The following is a 21303-nucleotide window of genomic DNA, read 5'->3' as shown; positions in this document are numbered from 1 at the left end:
AAAATGCATCAAGTCATGATTTCACTGAGGAAATAAGGAAAAAATCGCCCACGGTAACGCCGGGAAGTTGTTCACCCTATAAAGAGACCGTGTTTCCGGGTGTGCTTGAGGTAAGCAAGCACGGCAGCACTAGGCTCGGCTTTACGACTGACCATCATCAAATTAGCCGCCAGCTCCTTGGAATCAAGAACCCGATACACCACACCCGGAATCGCCACCTGCGCTAATGGAGCTGGGACCAGGGCGATACCCAACCCGGCTCCGGCCATGGCGAGGACGCTCAATGAACTGGATATCCGATAAGCAATATGCAAAGAGTCGCCAAGCAGTTTACGGAGTTGCATATCCAGTTGTGAATCCACGTCATTGATTGCGTAAATAATCAAAGGCTCATGGGCTAGCATATCTACCGTCAGACTCTGTTTATCGGCGAATTTGTGCTCGCTGGACATCACCACGACCCGTCCCCATTCACCCACAGATTCGTAGACAAGGGTTGATTCATGATCCGGATCGTAATCAGGCATATAACCCACATCCAGCGTCCCGTTCTGAATGGCTTCGTTTTGAAGCTGTGGCGCAAGCTCCTGGCAAATTATTTCAGCGTCCGGGTATGCCTGATGAAAAGATCGGACATCCTGCATCAGCCTTCCACTGAAGACAGCATTACCGGCAAACCCTATCCGCACCCGACCTGTTTCACCGCGAATAGCGCGCTGCACGGCAAGACGGGTATGTTCGACTTGCTCCAACGTGCGCGTAGCCTCCGCCTGCAAGAGCTTCCCGGCGTCAGTCAGTTCCACTCGACGGCTGGTCCGAATCAACAATGGCCCACCCAGTTCAGCCTCAAGGGCTTTAATCTGCATGCTCAACGCGGGTTGCACAATGTTGAGCCGTTCCGCTGCGCGACCAAAATGCCGTTCTTCTGCGACAGCCAAAAAATACTTCAGGTGGCGTAAATCCATGAACCGCTCCATTAATCATTAAAAATGATTAATCAGTAAAATCTATATATTTGAGTTTAACTTTTTTCGAGGCCAAACTGAATCCAGTCAACTAACAGGAACTAAAAACATGCAAAACCAACTTCAAGACCGCCAACAACTTAACGACCTGATGAATGGCTGGATGCACCGTGATTTAGGCGAATGGGATCAGTTACGCGACTTGTTCCACCCTGACGGCACGATTGAAATCACTTGGTTTGAAGGCTTGGGAAGCGACTTTGTTGATGGTTCAATGCGAATGGGCGCTTCTGACCTGCGCACCAAACATCTTATCGCTTCTCCTGAGGTAACCTTCAATGAAGCCGGAAATAAAGCCATCCTTCAAACTAACGCAATCATTATTGCTGAGAACGTCAAACTGAATATTGGTTGTGAGTGTCACAACCGTTTTTACGATATGGCCGAAAAACGAGATGGTGTGTGGAAACTGTTCCACCGTCAGAGTGTTTACGATATCGGCACCTTCACCTTCCCTTTAGGCCCTGTGGAAATTGACCAAGGGATTGTGAAGAAGTATCCGCGTGAATATGCAGCACTGGCCTATTTACTGGAGCAGAGCGGTTTCCCACTTAGCCGCGTATTCGCTACTCGTGGCAGTGAACTGGAAGCAAAAATGAAAGTTGAAGGTAAGCGCTGGTTGGCTGCCTGATCCAGACTCAAAAAGAGGTGAGCATATCACCTCTATCCAAATGCCTAAATTCAGTGTGTCACTCCACTTCTATGATCTAATTTTTGCCGAAGTTATTTGTTTAAGAGTTCTCTTCGTATGATTTGCGCACCAGCACTTAAAGCATTTAGCTTGCCCCTTGCGACCTGGCGAGATAAGGGGGTCATGCCACAGTTGGTGCTTGGATAAAGCTTGTCTGCATCAACAAACTGCAGTGCTTTTCGTAGCGTGTTAGCGACTTCCTCTGGTGTCTCAATGATATTGGTTGCCACGTCAATGGCCCCGACCATGACTTTTTTGCCTCGGATGAGTTCAATGAGATCCATTGGAACACGAGAGTTTTGACATTCCAGCGAAATGATATCGATATTGGATGCCTGTAACTTAGGGAAAAACTCTTCATATTGCCGCCATTCTGAGCCCAGCGTCTTTTTCCAGTCAGTATTGGCTTTGATGCCATAGCCATAGCAAATATGCACCGCAGTTTCACATTTAAGCCCTTCAACGGCTCTTTCTAAAGCGGCAATTCCCCAGTCATTCACCTCATCAAAAAACACATTAAATGCCGGTTCATCAAACTGGATAATATCGACACCCGCAGCCTCTAATTCTCTGGCTTCCTGATTGAGAATTTTGGCGAATTCCCAGGCTAGTTTTTCACGACTTTTATAATGGCTATCATAAAGCGTATCGATCATGGTCATCGGACCTGGCAGCGCCCATTTAATAGGTTGGCTGGTTTGCTGGCGTAAGAATTTGGCATCTTCAACAAAAACAGGCTTCTGGCGGGATACAGGGCCAACAACCGTAGGAACGCTGGCATCATAGCGATTGCGAATTCTTACCGTTTCACGTTTTTCAAAATCAACGCCAGTGAGGTGCTCAATAAAAGTAGTGACAAAATGTTGGCGCGTTTGCTCGCCATCACTGACTATATCAATACCTGCTTGTAGCTGATCTTGCAGACACAAACGCAGAGCATCTTGTTTGCCGTCAATTAATTCCTCGCCCTGCAATTTCCAGGGTGACCAAAGTGTCTCAGGTTGTGCAAGCCAGGAGGGTTTAGGTAAACTGCCCGCAGTCGATGTAGGTAATAATATTTTCATAATAGGTGACCTTATATTTTTAGTTAATCAAAGAACGTAATTTGTGGACCATTTCTCAAGGAGAGTTCTGTATGGTTTTATGAAATTCTCTTCAGTAAACTTACCCTGTTCAATCGCTAACTGGCTGCGTTCTTCTCGATCATAAACAATTTGAGTTAATGAATAATCCTGTTGATTCAAGCTAGGTTGATACTCTTTTCCTGCTACAGAATTAGCATTATAAATTTCAGGACGATAAATCTTTTGAAAGGTCTCCATCGTGCTAATGGTACCCGTCAGTTCAAGATCCGTGTAATCGCCAGTCAAATCACCAACAAAATAAAATGCCAACGGTGCAACACTATTTGGTGGCATAAAATAGCGAGCCTGCAACCCCATTTTGTTGAAATAGTGATCGGTCATGGAGGGTTCATTTTGCTGGTATTCTACGCCCAATACAGGATGCTGATTTTCAGTGCGGTGGTACGTGTTTTTACTGGACACGCTTAAACATATAACCGGCGGTTTCTTAAAACGTTCTGTGTACGCGCTTGAGTTTATGAAGCATTTGAATATGTTGCCATGCAAATCACCAAAATTATCTGGTGTGCTAAATCCAGGATTATTCTTGTTATGATCTAACAGCAATACGCTAAAGTCGTAATCTCGTACGTAAGAGGAAAAATTATTCCCCACAATGCCTTCAATACGCTCGTTAGTTTTTTGATCGACAATATTTGTTTTCAATATTTCAATCACTGGGAAGGTATCGCCCTTGCCTTCAACATCCATCTCAACGGAAATTATTTCGAGTTCGACAAAATAACGGTTCCCTTTAGGATTATCCCAATGCGCCAATGAATTGAAACGATCGTCAATCATCTTTAAAGCATTGCGCAAGTTCTCTTGACGCTTACTTCCTCTAGCCAGATTAGCAAAGTTAGTCGTGATGCGCGTATTTTCGGATGGGTTATAATTCTCATCGAAAGAAAGGCTTTTAATAAAAAATTCAAATTGTTTATTCATCGCGATTGGGTATCCTAATTTCTGATAAAACCTGAATTTATTTTTTGCTTTTCTTCATTACCAAACTTTCTTTTCAGGTGATTTATTCAGTAGTTTTCATATTGTCTGTAGCTAATTGCAGTAGTCAATTTATGCCAGAGTCATGGATTGAGTAAAAGTGATTAAATTTCAGTGAACATGAATTATCTTCATGTTGAGATGAATGGTTATAGTCAATATCAGGAAATCAGCCCCCTTCCCATGGGATTCATCGCGGGAATCCAGCGGGCCGGAAGCGGTTATCCGGGCAGGCTTAGGGTAAAGTCACAAGGAAAGACAAGACCACCTATCATAATGATATATATAATTAAATCACCATTCATCGAGCAAACCTGGCCTACAACAAAGCTGTATATCCTCGTCCCTATTCAGGTTCAGTTAATAATAACCACAAATAATTAAGGATATTGATCGCCTTCTGATTTTAAGTGAAAAAAATGCAGCTAAAAGGAATGAAATTTATTCTGCTTTAATTTTATTAAGAGCAGGAAAAATGAAAAACCGCTGGTATAGCTCAGCATTAAACCTTATAAAAAACATGGTTAAAACTATAGAAGCATGCAAACCTTTCCTCACTTGATGGTTGAGAAATACTGCAGGCAATAAAGCGTGAGCTCCCGGATACTTCGTCTTCAATCTTTCAATCACACTCATAATAAGGCCCTTTACCAGATTCAGTTAATTCAGATTTCCATAACCCGGTTATTGCTCGTTTCTCTATCCACATAAGGGAACTATATCCCAACTCTGGTCGCTAAGTTTCAATCAAACTGCCAGTAAAGCGGTGTGCCGTAAACTTCGACGAAATAATCAATGACTGCCCGTACATTTAGCGGAGGATGGCGTGCGTTGGGATAGATAGCAGCGATATGCTGCGGCTCGGTATTGATCGCGGCCTCAAATCCCTCCATCAATCTGACAAGGTCACCTTTTTTAAGACTGTCACCAATCAGCCAGTCAGGAAACAGCACCATTCCCATGCCGCTAAGTGCGCTGGTAAGAAGAGATTCGGCATTGTTGGAGGTGAGTAATCCAGTAATGGGATAGTGAGTCCAGGAGCCAGCTGGTTCCCTGAATAACCAGCGATTTGGACCCGATGATCCTCTGTAAACCAGGCATTTATGGTCATTTAGTTGGGCTGGAAATTCCGGTTTTCCAAATTTTTTAATATAGCCGGGAGAGGCAACCAGATGATAACGCTGAGCTCCAAATATGCGCGCGTGGAAAGAAGAGTCCGTCAGCGTGCCAATTCTGAAAATAACATCTGAGGCATCCCTGTGCGGGTCGATGTAATCATCAGTCTGCGTCAGTTCAATCAGCAATCGGGGATAGCGAGCTGAAAGTTCGCTAAGCCAGGGGGCAATATGGCGCTGGCCGAAAAATACAGGCGCATTAATCCTTATCAGCCCTGCAGGCTCAAGGGCTCTATCCTGCATCTCTTTACGAGCTTCGCTCATTTGCTCAGTCATGGTACGGGCATAGCTAATAAATAACCGTCCAGCCTCAGTGGGAATAACTGCTCGGGTATTTCGATAAAAAAGCTGCTGACCAAGTGCGTCCTCCAGTTGAAGGATGACGCGTGAAATCATTGATACTGAGACCCCTTCACGCCGAGCTACGACTGAAAAGCTTTGAGCATCAAAAACACCGATAAAAAATAACAGTGTGCGAAAATTTATCGTGCCTGGATCGTACATTATCTCAACTTCTGCAAAGGTGTTTCCTGGATTATACCGTTTTTCATTACACATCACTGCTATAGGATTCTCCACCTCAACCACTGGAGACTGTTTTAATGCAGCTTTTATTTATATTACTCGTCGTTGCAGGCGGGATGGGACTATCCGTAGAAGCCGGATTATTAGGACCACTGGGCAGCGAAGTCGGAGACTTATGGGCAACGTTCAGTATTTTCGGAGTCGGTGCTGCGCTGACATTCTTGTTAATGCTGTTCTTTAGTCCACGAAACAGCCCTTCCTTCTTTGCCCAACCATCATGGACTCTTCTGGGCGGCATTCTGGGCCCTGTTTACGTCGTGATCCTTACCGTTGCCGTTCCGAGTATTGGAATTGCGATGACCATGATTGGTATTTTGGCAGGACAGGTCTCCAAAAGTCTGGTCATTGACCATTACGGGCTGTTTGGTTCTTCTCATCGGAAAATTGACAATAAGCGTCTTATCGCGCTGATTTTTATTGTTGCGGCCCTATTCCTCATGGCAAAAGGCTGAGGTGAACTCGTGAATATATTAATGATCATTCTGGCTGTCGTTGGCGGTGCGTTTCTTAGCATGCAGGCTGCAATTAATGGCAAGTTGGGCAGCAACGTTGGAGTATTTCGCAGTGCATTTCTGACTTTCTCGGTTGGCGCACTGGTGACCGCTCTACTCATTTTCTTCTTCGAACCCAGGCATGCTGTGACCTTGCTGGAAGTGCCAAAATGGCAATTGCTTGGCGCACTTTGTGGTGTTCCTTACATTGTCATTATGGTTCTGGCTGTTCAGCGAATTGGAGCGGCGATTGCGACTGTTGCGGTCATCTTTGGCCAACTGACAATGAGCATGCTCATTGATAATTTTGGCTGGTTAGGAAACGTCGCGATTCATTTTTCTGTGCCTCGCCTTGGTGCGGTGGCCTGTCTGGGAATAGCGCTTTTCTTTATTTACTCCAGTAATAAAACCAATGCTGTGCCAGTGGAAAATATCGCCAACTGAATGATACCTATCGGCAGGTCCATTACATTGAAATAACAGGATCTAAGTTTTAGAGGGTCACCACAAAGTCATAATCGGTTTGTGGTGACCGCAGATTAACACTGCATCAGGATATTAACTGCTCCGCACGGCTGGCGTCTGCCCTCGGGTATGCCGTCTTGCCAGCAGAGGGAAAATGAACCCTAGCCCAACCAGCACTACTGGTGTGGCAATGTTGAGCGACAACTGGAAAATCCACTCAGGCGTAAAGGCATCCAGCTTTTTCGGGAAAATCCCTGTCAGGCAGGCAAAAGCCGTAAAAGCAAAACACCAGATCCCCACCGTGAGTGCCAGCTTGCGATTTCGGATAAAAACATACTCTGGTGAGTATTTCTCCGCGAGGCGCAGTACCGCAATAAAGGCCACAAAGACCCACAAATAACGCAATGGCATAACCACGGAGTTCAGATTCAGTAGCCATTTATACAAGTCGTTCATATCCCCGATACCCAGCGTTGGCAGCATTATCAAAATAGCCACCAGCACCAGCGTCATCAGATAGCCATTCACAGGCGTACCCGCATCATTTGTCCGGCATAGTTTCTGAGGAATATAGCGGGAGTCAGCATCGCCCAGTAATACTTTCAGCGGCGCATCAATGGAGAAGACCAGGGCAGCAATTTGTCCAAGCGTGTTAGCCACCGCGTAGATAACCATTAACCAATTCCCCATATGGTAATACCCGCCCAGTTTCTGGAAGGCGTAATATTGCCCATTCGTCATCAGGTCATCGGGAATATTATTCGAATCAAACATCATCCCCATAGCCAAAGAGCCAAGGATCGCGCAGACGGCAACCATCACGGCTAGTATTAGCATTCCACGGGGAAACTCACGGCCCGGGTTGCGGGTACTGTTGACATAAGGAGAGATTTTTTCAGCGCCACCGACAGCAAACACCAGCATCGAAATGGTTGTGATATAGGTGAAATCAATATGAGGGATGAATATCTCCCACGTGATATTCGTCGTGGCAATATGCACCTCTGTGATGGCGGGGGCGGTTACTGCCATCACAACATACAGTAACGACATGACAAACATGGCGATACCGGCAACCGATCCCACTATCTTCAGTGATTTCATCCCTCGGGAGGCGACCCACATAAACAGGACAAACAGCGCAAGCGTAATCCCCTGCAAGGCAACCACACTGTATTCTTTGATAAGCGAACCATCGCCGTTAATGGCCCACCCAAGGGCTATCAAAATTGCCTGTGGTTTTTGTGCAAGATATGGAACATGCACCACCCAGTAAGTCCATGCCGCCAGATAAGCGAGACCTGGGCCCATGGTGTGTTTGATCCAGGTGCTGACTCCTCCTTTACCATCTTTAAATGTTGCTCCCAGTTGCCCAACAATCAGTGCGTAGGGAATAAAGTAAAGTGCAAAAATAAACACCCAGGAAAAAATAACGACCAGCCCCTGGTTGGCATAGTTATTGACAACATTGCCAAACCCCCAGACGGTAATAAACGACATCAGCGCGATGTTGTACCACCGCAACTGTTTTTGCTCAGACTGTGCCATAAACGATATCCCTTAACTGTATATTTATTATTACTTGCGGTAATTTATTAATTGGGGGGAATTATGCACATTAGTAGCAGGGACAATATAACTATATCGTGTAAAAGTTCGGCTCTCCGCACAATATATTTCTGTATCAGTGTTTGAAGCAGCCCAAAAGCATAGAGGGACCACCATCAGGCCCAGTCTTTGCGGTTTTTGTTCATTTTTATGCCATGGATTGTGGAATTGACAGAAGCATTAACTTATTTAACATGTCGGTAAAAAACACAAAACATTAAGTCAATTTATTTCACATCACGACCAACATCAAAATATATAAATTTGTCAGTAATTTTGTTACCAAACCCACCTATAAATAAATCACCAATAAATAAATGTATATTTCTGGACAGTAAATGCATCAGGTCAGATGACTGCTTAAACAATGTAATATTTTGAGAATAGCTACTCATTTAATTAGCATCAGTAATAAAATTCAATATCGCCACTTTTCATATGGTGATATAGTAGCTTTTAACATCGCAACAACAATAACATATGAACCCACAATTAAGTAACGAATGAACTACAACTTAACTAAAAGAAACGCGATTAGCATATCCCACAAAATAAAACTAAACTTCATTAACAATCGTATTTCACAGGCAGTGCTGAGTTCTACTATGGCGATTATGCCATTTTCCGTGTTACGCGGATTAGTTATTGTTGCAGGCACGTTATGTCTGAATGTTCATTGGGTAAAAATTTCGACTTGGTTAGAAAACCTACAGCAAAGTATGCTTGTTTTTCTCCCAATACTTTTAAATATCATTTTTTCTCTGCAATGGGCTGTCAGATATCGTTTATCTATCATGCTCAGCATCTCTCTTAGCTTAACGGTTTTACTTGGTATTACCGGCCTTGAACATAATAATGAAACTAACTTTTTTATTGGTGTAAGTCTGCCAGTTGCTCTGCTGGCTGCGATCTTTACCAATTTAATTTTAGAAAAGAACATTAAACTGTTCCGCACCAATAGAATAAAATTCAACTGGCCTTCCGTAAAAATACTATTAATATTTTTCAGTAAACTGCTTGGTTTGGTTCTGATTGGTCATCTCATTTTGCATGCCAGTGATTGGCTTACTCAGGACATTTCCGACGTAATATACCCAGACAATTTCACCCATGGACTACTTTATGAGCTAGTGCGAGAAGCCACCTGGTTCTTTGGCGTACATGGCTATTATATTTTCCAGGATATCGGCTTCAGGTTCATGAATGAAACGATATCTAATATGGATGCGTGGAAAGCTGGCCACGATTCATTAAATATATTAAGTGTTCCCTTTTATGAGACCTGGTGCGCATCAGGAGGCAGCGGAGGTACACTTAGTCTCTTGATTTGCTTACTCATTAGCCGTAACCCATCAAATAGACATTTGATCAATGTCTCTTTGCCGCTAGCTATTTTCAATATCAATGAGCCACTCATCTTTGGTGTACCGGTAGTACTGAATCCGGTGATGTTTATCCCTTTTCTAATGACGCCTGCAGTGGATTACATCATTGCCTACTACGCAACCCTTTGGCACATTATCCCCCCTCTTCAGCAAATGGTAGGTTGGGCAACACCGGCCATCATTAACGCCTGGTTGGGTACAAATGGAGCAATAAGCGCTGTATTGTTCCAGGTATTTTTAATTTTTACCGGTATTGGAATTTACTGGCCTTTCCTGCGCTATATGGAAAAACGTGACTATAAAGAGATCACTCTGCCTTGTGGCAACACAAGTTTTGTTCCATTGAAAGGAAACCAGTTTCAATTACCTGTACCAGGCCATAGCGAAGTTGAATCACCGCATCATTATCTTTCTGAAGTAAATGAGTATATTGATGCCAGACGTAATATTAACGATCTGCAAAGTAGTGGTAATTTCGTACTGTGGTATCAGCCGCAAATAACGGTTGATAGCCAGAAAATTGTAGCAATGGAAGTGTTGCTTCGTCATCAAAGTGATGATGGAAAAATAACACCACCGTACTTTTTAAAATATTATGAACGAATTGGCATGATGCCAGAGGTCGATTTTTGGGTATTGGAGAATGCTGTAGAAGCCATTCATCATGAACTCTCTCGCTTTCCTGGCATGACGCTTTCGGTAAATATTTCACCACAAACTTTACTTGATCCAAATTTCCTAAGTCTGGTGAGTAAGCTACTACGTAATCCATTACCATCAGGCTGGAAGTTAGAGATGGAGATTACTGAATCTCAAAAAGTTAAAGAACCTGAGCAAGTTATAGAGGTTCTCGCTGAACTACGGCAATATGGCATTAAAATCGCTCTTGATGATTTTGGCTCAGGCTATTCCACGCTCTCGTATTTAACACAATATGAGCTGGATAAAATCAAACTAGACCGTACGCTTGTGCTCGGGTTAGCACGTGAAGGTGGTGAAGAATTTCTCCATCACGTTGTGCAACTTTGCAAAAGTTCCGGTAGCCTGGTATTGATTGAGGGTGTGGAAACAGAGAAAGAACATCAAATAGTTAAGAACTGTGGTATCCATTTGGCACAAGGCTTTCTGTTTCATCGGCCACAACCTATGAACAATCTATGCAAACTTTTAGAGGTTGATACTTAACGATACTCATAATCCATAATGGATATTATTATTTGCAATAAATCTATTTTTTTTTGGATATTTCGCTTGTTATGAGAAGATCAAAACACATGTACATAATCATGGATATGTTAATATTTATCGTTGACGCATTAATTAGCCATCCCTATACTCCTGACTTTGCAATTAAAGTATACCCTGCCCTATGAACATGTTTTCTTAACAGCATGGCTCATCGGTAAAAATACACCGTGTAATAACATTATACAAATAAAGCATTAACAAATATCGTCATATAAACAACAAAGAAAATAATAGTTTATATTTAAAGATCTCTCTTGAGCCTTCTTTAGTCGCTTACAAAAGAGTACAAATAGAAAAATGGTAGATAAAGTGCTGGTTCAACATGAGGTTGTGCCTCCCTGTAAAAAGGATTCCAACTTACGTGGGGAATATCGCTGGTATCATTCGATTACCGGGAAAGTTGCTATCTACCTTATGTTGGGGATTCTGATTGCCTATGGCGTTGGCTCTGGGGCAGGCCTTTTTGAGGTTAACCGAATATCTCATGAGCAATGGTTTAAACAGGCATCAACTAACTCGCAAATTACCAGTTATATCATCCGCAATATCTACACCTCAGTAACGGTAAAATCCAACCACGAAGGTCAGGTCATTTCCATCGAATCAGAACACACACTCTGCGATGACGAGACGGTAATTCAGACAGGCTTCGATCCGGCCGATATGCTGACCCTGGTTTCAACACAAACACACAATCCGACGTGGCTATTGTTATACGATAAGAATAAAGGTTTTATCGACACTCAGGCAGCGCAAAAAATGACCGCCACTGATGGCACTGTAAACAGTACGGCACTAGAGCAATATTACCGTGGCTTTGTCTCTATTGGTGGGAAAGAGTACTTCGTAGGCTCAATTCCCATCGTTAATCCTTCCGGCGAGTTGATCGGTGCTGTTGTCAGTAGCATTGGAGAGCGCAATGCCCTGTTTGCTACTCATAATCAGTTATTGAAAAACACCTTGTTGATGCTGATTTTGATCCTGGGTATTACAGTTGTGGTCGTGAACTGGCTAGTGCGTAATCTTTTCCGTCCGGTTCCTCGACTTGTGCAAGCGGTGACTTTGATAGCTGATGAGCAAACGGACCAGCTCACCCCGTTCCAGAATCAAGAAGATGAGATAGGCGAACTGGCAAAAGCGATTGAAAAACTACGCGTGGCAATGGTTGACCGCGGTTATCTACAACGCATGCAAGAAATGGCGCAAAGGATGGAGTACATGGCACACCATGATTCTCTGACATTGCTACCAAATAGAGTTGCTTACCGAAACTCGATCGACGACAGATTATTAAGATTAAGAACTGAAGGCTGCATCTTCAACCTGCTATTGATCGATCTGGACAATTTCAAACCCGTAAATGATACCTACGGACACGTCGTAGGTGATGAACTGCTTTTAGAATCTGCTACACGCCTGTCAGCCCTAATTAATCAAAGCGATATGGCGATCCGCCTCGGTGGGGATGAATTTGCCATTCTTCAGCAGGTTAACAAAGACTCGATATCTGAAGCCGAGATACTTGCTCGAAAAGTTTTAGAGGCACTCAGCAAGCCGTTCTCCTGCAGTGGGCACGCTTTCTCTATCAGTTGTAGCATTGGGATTTCCTGTGCACCTCAACATGGTAACACCCGAGAAGATCTTTTCACTCATGCTGACCTTGCGCTCTATACGTCCAAAAGTTTCGGGCGAAATTGCTTCCATTTCTATTCTCACGGCATGACGATGAACCCATCTAATAACCTCCTCTTTAGCCAGGAAATTGAAGATGGCATCAGAAATAATGAGTTCTTTCTCCATTATCAAAAAACTATCAGCCTCGGAAATTATGGCATTGAAGGCTACGAAGCTCTTGTTCGCTGGCAACATCCGAGTAGAGGCTTACTACAACCACACCACTTTATTTCTGTCTCTGAAGATATTGGGCTCATTGCCAGGTTAGGTGAATGGCTGATACGCAGCGCCTGTATGGACGCAGCTAATTGGCCAGCAGCTAAAATGGTTGCGGTGAACGTCTCTCCACATCAACTGCGCAGTCCAAGAATACTGGACATCATTCGCAACGCATTACAAGACAGTGGTTTAGATCCCGCACGGCTGGAGATTGAAATTACGGGGTCTGAGCAACTCGATCGCGAAATTATCCTGCCGACACTGAATGCAATTCAGGCATTAGGAGTTGGAATTGTACTGGACGAATTTGGAACAGGTTTCGCCACACTGGACTACCTGATTATTTTCCCATTCAGCCACATTAAAATTGCTCGTTCTCTTATTGATGTACTCGACAAGTGCGAAGACAGTCAGGTTTTGGTGGGGATGCTGGTTCGTTATGCACTACAGCGCGGATTGAAAGTCACCGCAAAAGGTGTTGAAACACAACAACAATATGAGTTTTTGACCTCCCTTAGTGAAGAAGAAATAACTGTTCAGGGATATTATTTTAGCCGGGCTGTAGAAAATGCCAGCGTTATGGCAGAGCTGGAGAAGATGGAGAGCACATGCAATTTATAACTACTCATTTATATCAGACACTGTTTTCTCTGGCAGTAACACTTTTGCTCAGTATTGGTCTACTGACACCTTCCAATAGCCGAGCCGATGACCTTTTATCACGCATCGCACAAACAAGGACCATTGCGCTTAGCTACCAGACTGATGCATTTCCCTTTTCATACGTTGAAGATAATAAACCGCGAGGCTTCTCCATTGAAATATGCAATCGACTGGTCGATATTCTTAAGCAGGAACTTAATATTCCGGCCTTAAAAATTCATTGGGTACCTGTCACCACAGCAACTCAATTTTTAACCATTGAAAACAAAACTATCGATCTGGGATGTATTCCCACGATTTACACACCAGAACGCCAAAAAGTAGTGACATTCTCGGAACCCTATTTTTTCTCAGCAACCCGTTATGTGTCGCGTAAAGAAGATCGTATATCGGATATCAACGAGCTCAATGGTCATACCGTGATGGTAAAAAGTGGTACCGTGTTTGTCAGACACATCCAACAGGCTAATTCTGAGCATCAACTATCTCTGAATATTGATCTTGGCACCGACAATGTTAAAGCTTTCTCCGATCTTGAAAGCGGACAAACACCCGCGATAGTCTCAAGCGATATTCTACTACTTGGTCAAATAGCACTCTCTGGGCACCCGCAGGCTTTTGCTATATCGGCAGATACCCTTAGCCCACGGCTGCCCATTGGTATGCCGATGCAAATAGATAATGGCGATTTCACCAATGTGATTAACCACTCAATGAAGCGCCTGATGCTGAGCAAAGAGTTCACCAACATTTATAACAAATGGTTCTTTGAGTCCATTATGCCTCAGGGAATTACTCTCAACTGGCCAATGCCACCTGAATTGAAGCAGTCACTTTCTTCGACTGAACTTTATTCTTATTCGCATGAACCCCACAGCGACGATAACGGTCAACCATAAAAATAGATAAATGAAAAAGAAACACTTTGTTAACTACGTACTGAGCATATTATTAATTTGCTATGCCGGCTTTTTGAAGGCAGAAACAAACAGGTCTACGCTGGAGAGAATTTCCAGCCATAAAGTGATTAATATTGGCTATCGTGATGCACCACCCTACTCTTATAAAACCAGTGATGGTCATGTAGTCGGTTATGTCATTGATTTATGCAAAGATGTAACCGAATCGATGAAAAAAGAGCTGCACATTAAAGACCTGGTTGTTAATTATATTCCAACACCCGTAACCATGCGCACCACGATGCTCAACCATAATGTCATTGATATGGATTGCTCTGTTAATACTGATACCGTAAGTCGTGAAAATGTCGTTCTGTTTTCCCTTCATTATTTCTCCGTTTATACGCGCTTTGCTTCATTTACAGGAAATAATATTAGTTCCTATTCAGACTTAGCAGGCAGAACGATCAGTGTGGCAAAAGGCACTACTGATTTAATTAATATTAACGGCCTGAACCGTTTGCAGAAGCTTAACATTATGGTCCTAACGCAACCCACTATGAAAGATGCATTTGCTACAATGAGTAGCCATAAAAGTTACGCCACTGCGATGAATGAAGTTTCTCTGCAGCAACTTATTGAAACTAGTGAGGATATGAAGGGATATCAAATGTCTACCCTGACATTAGGGGCTCCGCAAGACTTGGGTATAATGCTGCGTCATGATGACATTGAGCTAAAAAATCTTGTGGATAAGAATCTTGCTGCACGCTTCAATCGCAGCGATTTCAAGCAGTTTTATGAGCAATGGTTTAATAGTAAATTACCAGGGAAGAACATTAACCTACACCTTCCTCTTTCTGCTGAAATGTATCAATACATCACTAAAAAATCTTAACCGTATTTCATCCAGCACAAAGATTTTCAGAAATAAAAAAGGGAGAAAGGTAACTTTTTCCCCACTGCTCTGATATTCATTACATCAGTTGAAGCAACATGCAGAAAGACATTCCGCACAAAACACCATATAACAAATTACTCTGGGCCGTTTTACGTACACGTTTTTGAGAATGGATGGTGACGTCTTCCAGTCTTTTACGGACGTTGCGCGAAACCTGAGTATGGTGTGTTATGACATCTTTTGAACAGTGCCGAAACCTTGCGATATCATCCCGTATAAACTCATCGACAACGCCGTTGTTGGCTTTGAGTTCGCGGACAATTCCTTCAAGCATTTTTTCCATGCCTTTTACCCGCAGGACAACATCTTCTTCCATTTCCAGTGACAGCATAATCCAAATCCATGATTAATAATAACACTCTGGGGGTAATTCATTTACCACCCATCCCTTTCAGGATAATAATGTCGTTAAGAAACACCCTAAGCAAGATAATAAACATTAATAAAACTTAAGTTGAAAAAGTTTCAGGTGAATTGCCGCTATATTGTTCACCTGAAAATAATGATTAATCACGCTCCCCGTTGGTTATTGCATCAATATTATCGGGTAACAACCGAATTTCCGCCGCGCGACGATGCGCCTGCATTCCTTCGGCGCGGCTTTGACGAACGGCGGGCTGCGCCACCGCCGGGACGATGGACATCACCGGGGCGGATAAAATCGGGTAACGCCCGCCTGGCACATAACAGCCCACGGTTTGAATCGGAATAATGCGATGCCCTAAATGCACGCCCGGCAGCGTTTCGATATCCAGCGGCTGCATGGTGGCTAGCTGCGCCTCGGCAAAGCGTTTCACTTGCGCAATGGCAAACTCGCTGTCCTTGCGGGTTTGCGGGTCAAGCGCCGCTAACGCACTGGCGATTTCATGCTCTGAGACTTCAAATTTGTCCGGTGTCGTTTTATCAAATTTGGCCGAATAATCGCGTAGTGCGGCATCGCCACGTTCACGCACTTGGTCAATAATATTTTGCACCATCTCGGTTAGCGTGCGGTCGGCCTGAACATCCTGCCCCTGCGGGCGTTTAATAAACTCAACATCAGCTTCAGAAATCGTGCCCATCTCTTATTCCTCCATTTGTCCCAGTTTGATTTGCGCCAGCAGTGCCAGGTGATCGTAAACCACCCATTCATCGACGATTTTGCCGTTGACGATGTGGTAACGAGACATACCCATCACGAACAGACGTTCGCCAGTCGGTTTGCCCAATTCGCCGTAACCCAGGTGATGACCTTCCATAATCCAGCGCACCGCCACTTTGGTACCGCCTTCGTCGCAAGGGTTGGAACAGATGTGCTGCGGCATCCATGCACCGTCCGGGATCATGCCAATCAGTGCCAGCGTCTGGTGGATCACCGCCGCCTGGCCGTACAGCTCTTTCATTAATGGGCCATGCCACTGCACGTTTGGCGCATAAACGTCTTTGATTTTGCCGAGATGGCTGTATTGCGTGTGGCGGCCCGTGCCGGTCACCAGGTGGGAAGTGTAAAAGCCGTCAACATCGTTACCATTCCAGATAACCTGAGTCGCCATGCCGCGGCGTTCCGGGAAGGCAATTTTTTGTGGCAGAAGCCAAACGCCAGCTATTTGGACGCGTGGGCATCGACCTGTTTGCCGGGCCAACGGAAACGCTGGTGATTACCGATGAAAGCGTCGATGCCGAAATGTGCGCCACCGACCTGCTCAGCCAGGCCGAACACGGCGTGACGACACCAGCGATTCTCCTCACTAATTCCCTGAAACTGGCGCAGGAAACGATGCGTGAAGTGGAACGCCTGCTGACGCAACTGCCCACCGCAGAAATTGCCCGCTAGGCGTGGCGCGATTATGGCGAAGTGATTGTTTGCGACAGCTACGAAGAAATGTTGCAAGAAGCCGACCGCATCGCCTCCGAACATGTGCAGGTGATGACCAATCGCGATGACTGGTTCCTTGCCAATATGACCAACTTTGGCGCACTGTTCCTCGGGCCGCGAACTAACGTCGCGTACGGCGATAAAGTCATCGGCACCAACCACACCCTGCCAACCCAGAAAGCCGCGCGTTATACCGGCGGTTTGTGGGTTGGCAAATTCATGAAAACCTGCACCAGGCAGAAAGTGTTGAGCGACGAAGCCTCAACGGAAATTGGCAGTTATTGCTCGCGCCTGTGCCAACTGGAAGGGTTTTCTGGCCATGCTGAACAAGCCAATATCCGCGTGCGCCGCTACGGCAATCAGCATGTGCCATACGCTGGCACCGTTCCGGCGGTGGATATCGAGAAGGCGTCGTAATCATGGCGCTCCCACGCACTCCGGAATTTCGTCTTGATAACCAACGGGCGTTAGTCACTGGTGGCTCCCGTGGCATCGGCTTTGCGGCAGCCATTGCGCTGGCACGGGCGGGTGCGCAGGTATGGATTATCGCCCGCCAGCCCGAGCAACTTGCGCAGGCGGTCAAGAGTGCCGCCGCCGAAGGGCTGCACTTAAATAGCGTGGAATTGGATATTACCGATACCGCGCAGGTTGGCAAAACGCTGGCGGCGCTGCCGGGCTTCGACATTCTGGTAAACAGCGCCGGGCTTGCGCGCCATCAGCCGTTCCTCGAAGTGAGTGAAGAGAATTTTGATGCGGTGATGGCGCTGAATTTGCGAGCCACTTTCTTTGTCAGTCAGCAAGTCGCTCGCAGCATGAAGCTGCGCCAGGTCGCCGGTTCAATCATTCATATTTCCTCGCAGACGGGCCATGTCGGCGGGCCGCAGCGCAGCGTCTATTGTGCGTCGAAGTTTGCCCTCGAAGGATTGACCAAAACTATGGCGCTGGAGCTTGGCGAATCGGGCATTCGCGTCAACACGCTGTGCCCGACGTTTATTGAAACTGAACTGTCGCGCGCCAATCTGGCCGATCCTGCTTTCAGCCAGTACGTGATGGATAACATTAAGCTGAAACGGCTGGGAACGCTGGAAGATGTGATGGGGCCGATTGTGTTTCTCGCCTCGCCTGCTGCGGCAATGATTACCGGCACGTCGTTAATGGTCGACGGCGGATGGACGGCAACATGAATACTTCGCCTTTACTGGAAAATCATGATACGCCGCTGATTTTTCTCGGCGGAACGCTGTGCAACGGAAGGCTGTGGCAGCCGCTCATCGAGCAGCTGAATGTCGCACATTATAGCTGCGTCACGCTGAGCGGCGGCGATTCGGCTTACACGCTGGCTAAGCAATTGCTTGAGGTATTACCGCCACGTTTCTGCCTGGCGGGTTTTTCCCTCGGCGCGATGGTCGCCCTGCAAATGGTGGCGCTGGCACCGCTGCGTATTGCCGGATTGGCGTTGTTGTCTGTGAATCCACTGCGTGATTTACCCGGTAACGCGTCCTCGCGCAGGGCTGCAATAAAGGAAGCGGCAAGCGAGGGGATCACACCGTGGCTCACCAAAAATATGTGGGCGAAATATGTCGCGCCGCATCGTCTGGATGACGCGGCACTTCATCAAAAGGTTGTTCAGATGGCGGAGGAATGCGGCCTCGATGTTTTTGCAAGCCAGACGGAAGTCGCGATTTCCCGCGATGATCATCGCGCAGCGCTGGCCGCTTTTACCGCGCCGATTCTGATAATCAACGGCGCTTATGACGTCATTTGTACCCCACAGCATCATCAGGCGGCTGCCGCAATCGCCATGCGCAACTGGATACAGGAGTCAGCATCATGAGAAAAAATCCGCTTAAAGCGGCCTTTCGCCAGCAGCAACCGATTATTAATGGCTGGATGGCGATACCTTCGGGCTACAGCGCCGAAATCGTCGGGCATCAGGGTTATGACTCGGTCACCGTCGATATGCAGCACGGCATGATTGATTTCGCCAGCGCACTGTCGATGCTGCAGGCGATTTCCGCGACGCCTGCCACTCCGCTGGCGCGCGTGAACACTAACGAACCGGCGCAAATTATGCGCCTGCTTGATGCGGGAGCCTGGGGAATTATCTGCCCGATGATTTCAACGCCTGAACAAGCCCAGCAGTTTGTTTCAGCCTGCCGTTACCCGCCGCTCGGCAACCGCTCTTTTGGCCCGGCGCGCGCCCTTTTATACGGCGGCAAAGATTACCCGCAGTATGCCAACGAAGAGATCCTGACGCTTGCGATGATTGAAACCCGCGAAGGGCTGCAAAACCTCGATGCGATTCTCGATACCGACGGGCTGGATGGCGTGTTTATCGGGCCGAACGACCTTTCTTTAACGCTCACCGGCAGCGCGAGTGCTGAGTCTCAACACCCGGAAATGCTGGCGGCGATTGAGTTAGTGCTCAGCCGCTGTCGCGCCCATAACAAGCTCGCCGGGATTTTTTGCACTTCCGGGCAGGCCGCCGCGAATCGCATTGCGCAAGGCTTTAACTTCGTCACTCCGGCGAATGACGTCATGCAACTCGGCAGCGCTTCGCGCACTGCAATCGCCGCCGCGCGCGGCGAAACCCCGCCAGCCAGTGGCGCATCTGGATATTAATGAAGAACATTATGCAAACCATCACTCTGACCCAGGAAGAAGCCCAACGCCGCCTGGTACGCCCTGAAGATCGCGTTTCCTGTAGCGTGGCATTTATTGACTGCAAGCTGCCGGGATCGCACCTCAAACAAAACTATTCATTTATTGGCCCAGGCGTGACGCAGTCGGCATCGCAGGTGGTGAATATTCCCGAGCCGCACGGCTTTAATATCGGTGCGGCGGCTATGCCTAAAGGCGTGACCAACAATCTGCATCTGCATTTCACGGCGGAAGTGTTTTTGATTCATGAAGGGAGCTGGCGCTTCCGCTGGGGCGCTAACGGCGAACATCAGGCGGAATTTAGCGCGCCTGCGATTATGTCGATCCCGACGTGGATTTTCCGTGGTTTTACCAACGTCAGACCAACGGATACCTGCGGCATGGTGTTCACCGTGCTGGGCGGGAATAATACCGGCGGGATTATCTGGCATCCGTCGATTCTCGACGCGGCTCGCGAATACGGTCTGTATTTAAGCCGCGACAATATGCTGATTGATGTCGAAGCCGGGGGAAAAATCCCTGATGAAGCCGACCTGTTGCAGCCGCTGGGCGCGGAGCATATCGCCGCACTACGCGATTATTCCGTAGAGGAAATGAGCCAGCGTGCGGTGACGGGCGAGCAGCGGAAATGGTCGGCAAACGCGCTGCTGGATTCGGTTTTGCCGGGCCACGGTGGCGAAATCGCTCCGGTAATTGGCTACGGTATTTCGCAAGATCTGCATAACACGCCGCCAATGCTTAACCCGCACGGATTCTCGGTGGAGTGGTTGCGCATTCAGCACGACAATCGCGTTGGCCTGCATAGTTGCCCGGATGTTCAGGTATTGATGGTGTTCAAAGGCACACTGGAAGTGACATGGAAGCGACGCTGACGACGCAGGGCGATCATCGTAAAAAAATCTACTGGGATGCAGAAATTATTGAGCAGGCGCTGGCGCGGGATCGCTGTCTCGATCCCGACGGCTATGTGGCTACGGCAAGTATTTTGCCTGTAAACGCACGCCGGGCGGGTGAGAAAATAGCTCGCGCGTTGTAGACGAGCTTCTCATTATATTGCAGGGATGCATGGCGGCTGAAAGAAACCGCGTGACGGCTTACTTCTGAGCGGTTACGAGGCCTGCAAGCGTTGAGAGGTCGTTATCGGGGAATGGGCTTTCCATGGAAAAGTCCCATTCTTGCGCAACACAAGCACCGTCACTTTTGCCGTGGTTCTCACATTGCGCAATCCGTTTCGCCGGGGCATTCCCACAAGCAACAAAAAAAGCGACAGCGATGACAGCAGGAACCATAAACTTAATCATTAATCTTTTTCTTCATTAAATAAAAAAACTGAATGAGGAGGACTGCCTGGGTGTTGATTAACTCATTCAAAAAAATATTATATTATACAAATATATTTTAAGTAAATTTTCTTCTCAGGAAAAAATTGATTTATCCGTTTTTGCCTACCAATTTCATTCATGTTTTTGTAACTCTCCGATAACACCCCGCTGTATTTATGTGCATTCTGAATTTGAAACAGCGTTTTCAATTCCTTTCGGTGCAAGTTACCTCTATAATGTGCGCGTCTTG

The 21303-nt window shown here is 46.3% G+C and carries 22 protein-coding genes and 1 pseudogene; 13 read left to right on the top strand and 10 right to left on the bottom strand.

Translation table 11 applies throughout. From position 1 onward, the window contains the following. Positions 1–71: 71 nt before the first annotated feature. Positions 72–965: a LysR substrate-binding domain-containing protein gene (locus GC128_RS19300; protein ID WP_151995652.1), complete on the bottom strand. Its 894-nt coding sequence runs from the start codon at positions 963–965 to the stop codon at positions 72–74. Positions 966–1074: 109 nt separating this feature from the next. Between GC128_RS19300 and GC128_RS19295 the strand changes: the two genes are divergently transcribed. Then, positions 1075–1656, top strand: a complete 582-nt coding sequence (locus GC128_RS19295; RefSeq protein WP_151995651.1) for a nuclear transport factor 2 family protein — start codon at positions 1075–1077, stop codon at positions 1654–1656. Positions 1657–1748: 92 nt separating this feature from the next. Here the strand turns inward: GC128_RS19295 and GC128_RS19290 are convergent, their stop codons facing one another. The 4 genes from GC128_RS19290 to GC128_RS19275 all read right to left on the bottom strand — a co-directional run bounded on the left by GC128_RS19290 (position 1749) and on the right by GC128_RS19275 (position 5521). Continuing rightward, the gene (locus tag GC128_RS19290; RefSeq protein ID WP_151995650.1) at positions 1749–2780 is read right to left on the bottom strand and encodes a methionine synthase; all 1032 of its coding nucleotides are present in this window, start codon (positions 2778–2780) and stop codon (positions 1749–1751) included. Positions 2781–2807: 27 nt separating this feature from the next. After that, entirely contained in the window at positions 2808–3785 is a 978-nt protein-coding gene (locus GC128_RS19285; protein ID WP_151995649.1) for a DUF1852 domain-containing protein, read from the bottom strand. A 498-nt stretch (positions 3786–4283) separates the two neighbouring features. Then, positions 4284–4478, bottom strand: coding sequence for a hypothetical protein (locus GC128_RS19280; protein WP_151995648.1), 195 nt, complete (start codon positions 4476–4478; stop codon positions 4284–4286). A 107-nt stretch (positions 4479–4585) separates the two neighbouring features. Next, positions 4586–5521: a LysR family transcriptional regulator gene (locus tag GC128_RS19275; protein WP_151995647.1), complete on the bottom strand. Its 936-nt coding sequence runs from the start codon at positions 5519–5521 to the stop codon at positions 4586–4588. A 98-nt stretch (positions 5522–5619) separates the two neighbouring features. Here GC128_RS19275 and GC128_RS19270 point away from each other — a divergent pair, with 98 nt between their 5' ends. Beyond that, positions 5620–6054 carry a DMT family transporter gene (locus GC128_RS19270; RefSeq protein WP_151995646.1) on the top strand — a complete coding sequence of 145 codons (435 nt, stop codon included), beginning with the start codon at positions 5620–5622 and terminating at the stop codon, positions 6052–6054. Positions 6055–6063: 9 nt separating this feature from the next. Continuing rightward, positions 6064–6537, top strand: a complete 474-nt coding sequence (locus GC128_RS19265; RefSeq protein WP_151995645.1) for a DMT family transporter — start codon at positions 6064–6066, stop codon at positions 6535–6537. A gap of 114 nt (positions 6538–6651) precedes the next feature. On the opposite strand, the gene GC128_RS19260 is transcribed toward GC128_RS19265, so the two are convergent. Beyond that, positions 6652–8106 carry an APC family permease gene (locus GC128_RS19260; protein WP_151995644.1) on the bottom strand — a complete coding sequence of 485 codons (1455 nt, stop codon included), beginning with the start codon at positions 8104–8106 and terminating at the stop codon, positions 6652–6654. Between the two features lie 563 nt (positions 8107–8669). Between GC128_RS19260 and GC128_RS19255 the strand changes: the two genes are divergently transcribed. From GC128_RS19255 to GC128_RS19240, 4 genes are all read left to right on the top strand, one after another. Continuing rightward, entirely contained in the window at positions 8670–10736 is a 2067-nt protein-coding gene (locus GC128_RS19255) for an EAL domain-containing protein (protein WP_151995643.1), read from the top strand. Between the two features lie 360 nt (positions 10737–11096). After that, positions 11097–13313 carry an EAL domain-containing protein gene (locus tag GC128_RS19250; RefSeq protein WP_151995642.1) on the top strand — a complete coding sequence of 739 codons (2217 nt, stop codon included), beginning with the start codon at positions 11097–11099 and terminating at the stop codon, positions 13311–13313. Continuing rightward, positions 13301–14254, top strand: coding sequence for an amino acid ABC transporter substrate-binding protein (locus tag GC128_RS19245; RefSeq protein ID WP_151995641.1), 954 nt, complete (start codon positions 13301–13303; stop codon positions 14252–14254). Before GC128_RS19250 ends, GC128_RS19245 begins: the two co-directional genes overlap by 13 nt. 10 nt (positions 14255–14264) lie before the next feature. Continuing rightward, complete coding sequence (locus GC128_RS19240) at positions 14265–15152, top strand: transporter substrate-binding domain-containing protein (RefSeq protein ID WP_151995640.1); 888 nt, start codon at positions 14265–14267, stop codon at positions 15150–15152. Between the two features lie 79 nt (positions 15153–15231). Here GC128_RS19240 and GC128_RS19235 read toward each other — a convergent pair whose 3' ends face one another. The 3 genes from GC128_RS19235 to GC128_RS19225 form a co-directional block, all read right to left on the bottom strand. Next, positions 15232–15546: a hypothetical protein gene (locus GC128_RS19235; protein ID WP_151995639.1), complete on the bottom strand. Its 315-nt coding sequence runs from the start codon at positions 15544–15546 to the stop codon at positions 15232–15234. Between the two features lie 175 nt (positions 15547–15721). Further along, positions 15722–16276, bottom strand: coding sequence for a histidinol dehydrogenase (locus GC128_RS19230; protein ID WP_151995638.1), 555 nt, complete (start codon positions 16274–16276; stop codon positions 15722–15724). 3 nt (positions 16277–16279) lie between these two features. Then, the gene (locus GC128_RS19225) at positions 16280–16747 is read right to left on the bottom strand and encodes an ester cyclase (protein WP_226812189.1); all 468 of its coding nucleotides are present in this window, start codon (positions 16745–16747) and stop codon (positions 16280–16282) included. Between the two features lie 29 nt (positions 16748–16776). Here GC128_RS19225 and GC128_RS19220 point away from each other — a divergent pair. The 6 genes and pseudogenes from GC128_RS19220 to GC128_RS23170 all read left to right on the top strand — a co-directional run bounded on the left by GC128_RS19220 (position 16777) and on the right by GC128_RS23170 (position 20767). After that, positions 16777–17487 (top strand): annotated as a pseudogene (locus tag GC128_RS19220) (histidinol dehydrogenase). Positions 17488–17489: 2 nt separating this feature from the next. Beyond that, on the top strand, positions 17490–18254 hold the full coding sequence (locus GC128_RS19215) for an SDR family NAD(P)-dependent oxidoreductase (protein ID WP_151995637.1): 765 nt from the start codon (positions 17490–17492) through the stop codon (positions 18252–18254). Further along, positions 18251–18904 (top strand): alpha/beta fold hydrolase, encoded by a 654-nt coding sequence (locus GC128_RS19210; RefSeq protein WP_151995636.1) that lies wholly within the window; start codon positions 18251–18253, stop codon positions 18902–18904. Before GC128_RS19215 ends, GC128_RS19210 begins: the two co-directional genes overlap by 4 nt. Continuing rightward, positions 18901–19692 (top strand): HpcH/HpaI aldolase family protein, encoded by a 792-nt coding sequence (locus tag GC128_RS19205; protein ID WP_151995635.1) that lies wholly within the window; start codon positions 18901–18903, stop codon positions 19690–19692. Before GC128_RS19210 ends, GC128_RS19205 begins: the two co-directional genes overlap by 4 nt. Next, positions 19692–20603 carry a cupin domain-containing protein gene (locus GC128_RS19200; protein ID WP_226812187.1) on the top strand — a complete coding sequence of 304 codons (912 nt, stop codon included), beginning with the start codon at positions 19692–19694 and terminating at the stop codon, positions 20601–20603. Before GC128_RS19205 ends, GC128_RS19200 begins: the two co-directional genes overlap by 1 nt. Then, positions 20588–20767, top strand: a complete 180-nt coding sequence (locus GC128_RS23170) for a hypothetical protein (RefSeq protein ID WP_226812185.1) — start codon at positions 20588–20590, stop codon at positions 20765–20767. Before GC128_RS19200 ends, GC128_RS23170 begins: the two co-directional genes overlap by 16 nt. A 58-nt stretch (positions 20768–20825) precedes the next feature. On the opposite strand, the gene GC128_RS19195 is transcribed toward GC128_RS23170, so the two are convergent. Next, on the bottom strand, positions 20826–21032 hold the full coding sequence (locus tag GC128_RS19195) for a hypothetical protein (protein WP_151995634.1): 207 nt from the start codon (positions 21030–21032) through the stop codon (positions 20826–20828). Between the last annotated feature and the right edge of the window lie 271 nt (positions 21033–21303).

Origin of the sequence: Buttiauxella massiliensis (assembly GCF_902500225.1) — a bacterium.
GTDB classification, from domain to species: Bacteria; Pseudomonadota; Gammaproteobacteria; order Enterobacterales; family Enterobacteriaceae; genus Buttiauxella; species Buttiauxella massiliensis.
This window is presented reverse-complemented; position numbering and strand designations above follow the sequence as displayed.

Excerpts from the sequence above, each read along its gene's own strand:
- GC128_RS19255 (WP_151995643.1), top strand. The coding sequence starts at position 8,670 with ATGAACTACAACTTAACTAAAAGAAACGCGATTAGCATATCCCACAAA.
- GC128_RS19295 (WP_151995651.1), top strand. The coding sequence starts at position 1,075 with ATGCAAAACCAACTTCAAGACCGCCAACAACTTAACGACCTGATGAAT.
- GC128_RS19250 (WP_151995642.1), top strand. The coding sequence starts at position 11,097 with ATGGTAGATAAAGTGCTGGTTCAACATGAGGTTGTGCCTCCCTGTAAA.
- GC128_RS19280 (WP_151995648.1), bottom strand. The coding sequence starts at position 4,478 with ATGAGTGTGATTGAAAGATTGAAGACGAAGTATCCGGGAGCTCACGCT.
- GC128_RS19270 (WP_151995646.1), top strand. The coding sequence starts at position 5,620 with ATGCAGCTTTTATTTATATTACTCGTCGTTGCAGGCGGGATGGGACTA.
- GC128_RS19230 (WP_151995638.1), bottom strand. The coding sequence starts at position 16,276 with ATGGGCACGATTTCTGAAGCTGATGTTGAGTTTATTAAACGCCCGCAG.
- GC128_RS19215 (WP_151995637.1), top strand. The coding sequence starts at position 17,490 with ATGGCGCTCCCACGCACTCCGGAATTTCGTCTTGATAACCAACGGGCG.
- GC128_RS19245 (WP_151995641.1), top strand. The coding sequence starts at position 13,301 with ATGCAATTTATAACTACTCATTTATATCAGACACTGTTTTCTCTGGCA.
- GC128_RS19285 (WP_151995649.1), bottom strand. The coding sequence starts at position 3,785 with ATGAATAAACAATTTGAATTTTTTATTAAAAGCCTTTCTTTCGATGAG.
- GC128_RS19275 (WP_151995647.1), bottom strand. The coding sequence starts at position 5,521 with ATGTACGATCCAGGCACGATAAATTTTCGCACACTGTTATTTTTTATC.
- GC128_RS19300 (WP_151995652.1), bottom strand. The coding sequence starts at position 965 with ATGGATTTACGCCACCTGAAGTATTTTTTGGCTGTCGCAGAAGAACGG.
- GC128_RS19225 (WP_226812189.1), bottom strand. The coding sequence starts at position 16,747 with ATGGCGACTCAGGTTATCTGGAATGGTAACGATGTTGACGGCTTTTAC.
- GC128_RS19240 (WP_151995640.1), top strand. The coding sequence starts at position 14,265 with ATGAAAAAGAAACACTTTGTTAACTACGTACTGAGCATATTATTAATT.
- GC128_RS19195 (WP_151995634.1), bottom strand. The coding sequence starts at position 21,032 with ATGATTAAGTTTATGGTTCCTGCTGTCATCGCTGTCGCTTTTTTTGTT.
- GC128_RS23170 (WP_226812185.1), top strand. The coding sequence starts at position 20,588 with ATGGAAGCGACGCTGACGACGCAGGGCGATCATCGTAAAAAAATCTAC.
- GC128_RS19260 (WP_151995644.1), bottom strand. The coding sequence starts at position 8,106 with ATGGCACAGTCTGAGCAAAAACAGTTGCGGTGGTACAACATCGCGCTG.
- GC128_RS19290 (WP_151995650.1), bottom strand. The coding sequence starts at position 2,780 with ATGAAAATATTATTACCTACATCGACTGCGGGCAGTTTACCTAAACCC.
- GC128_RS19205 (WP_151995635.1), top strand. The coding sequence starts at position 18,901 with ATGAGAAAAAATCCGCTTAAAGCGGCCTTTCGCCAGCAGCAACCGATT.
- GC128_RS19210 (WP_151995636.1), top strand. The coding sequence starts at position 18,251 with ATGAATACTTCGCCTTTACTGGAAAATCATGATACGCCGCTGATTTTT.
- GC128_RS19200 (WP_226812187.1), top strand. The coding sequence starts at position 19,692 with ATGAAGAACATTATGCAAACCATCACTCTGACCCAGGAAGAAGCCCAA.
- GC128_RS19235 (WP_151995639.1), bottom strand. The coding sequence starts at position 15,546 with ATGCTGTCACTGGAAATGGAAGAAGATGTTGTCCTGCGGGTAAAAGGC.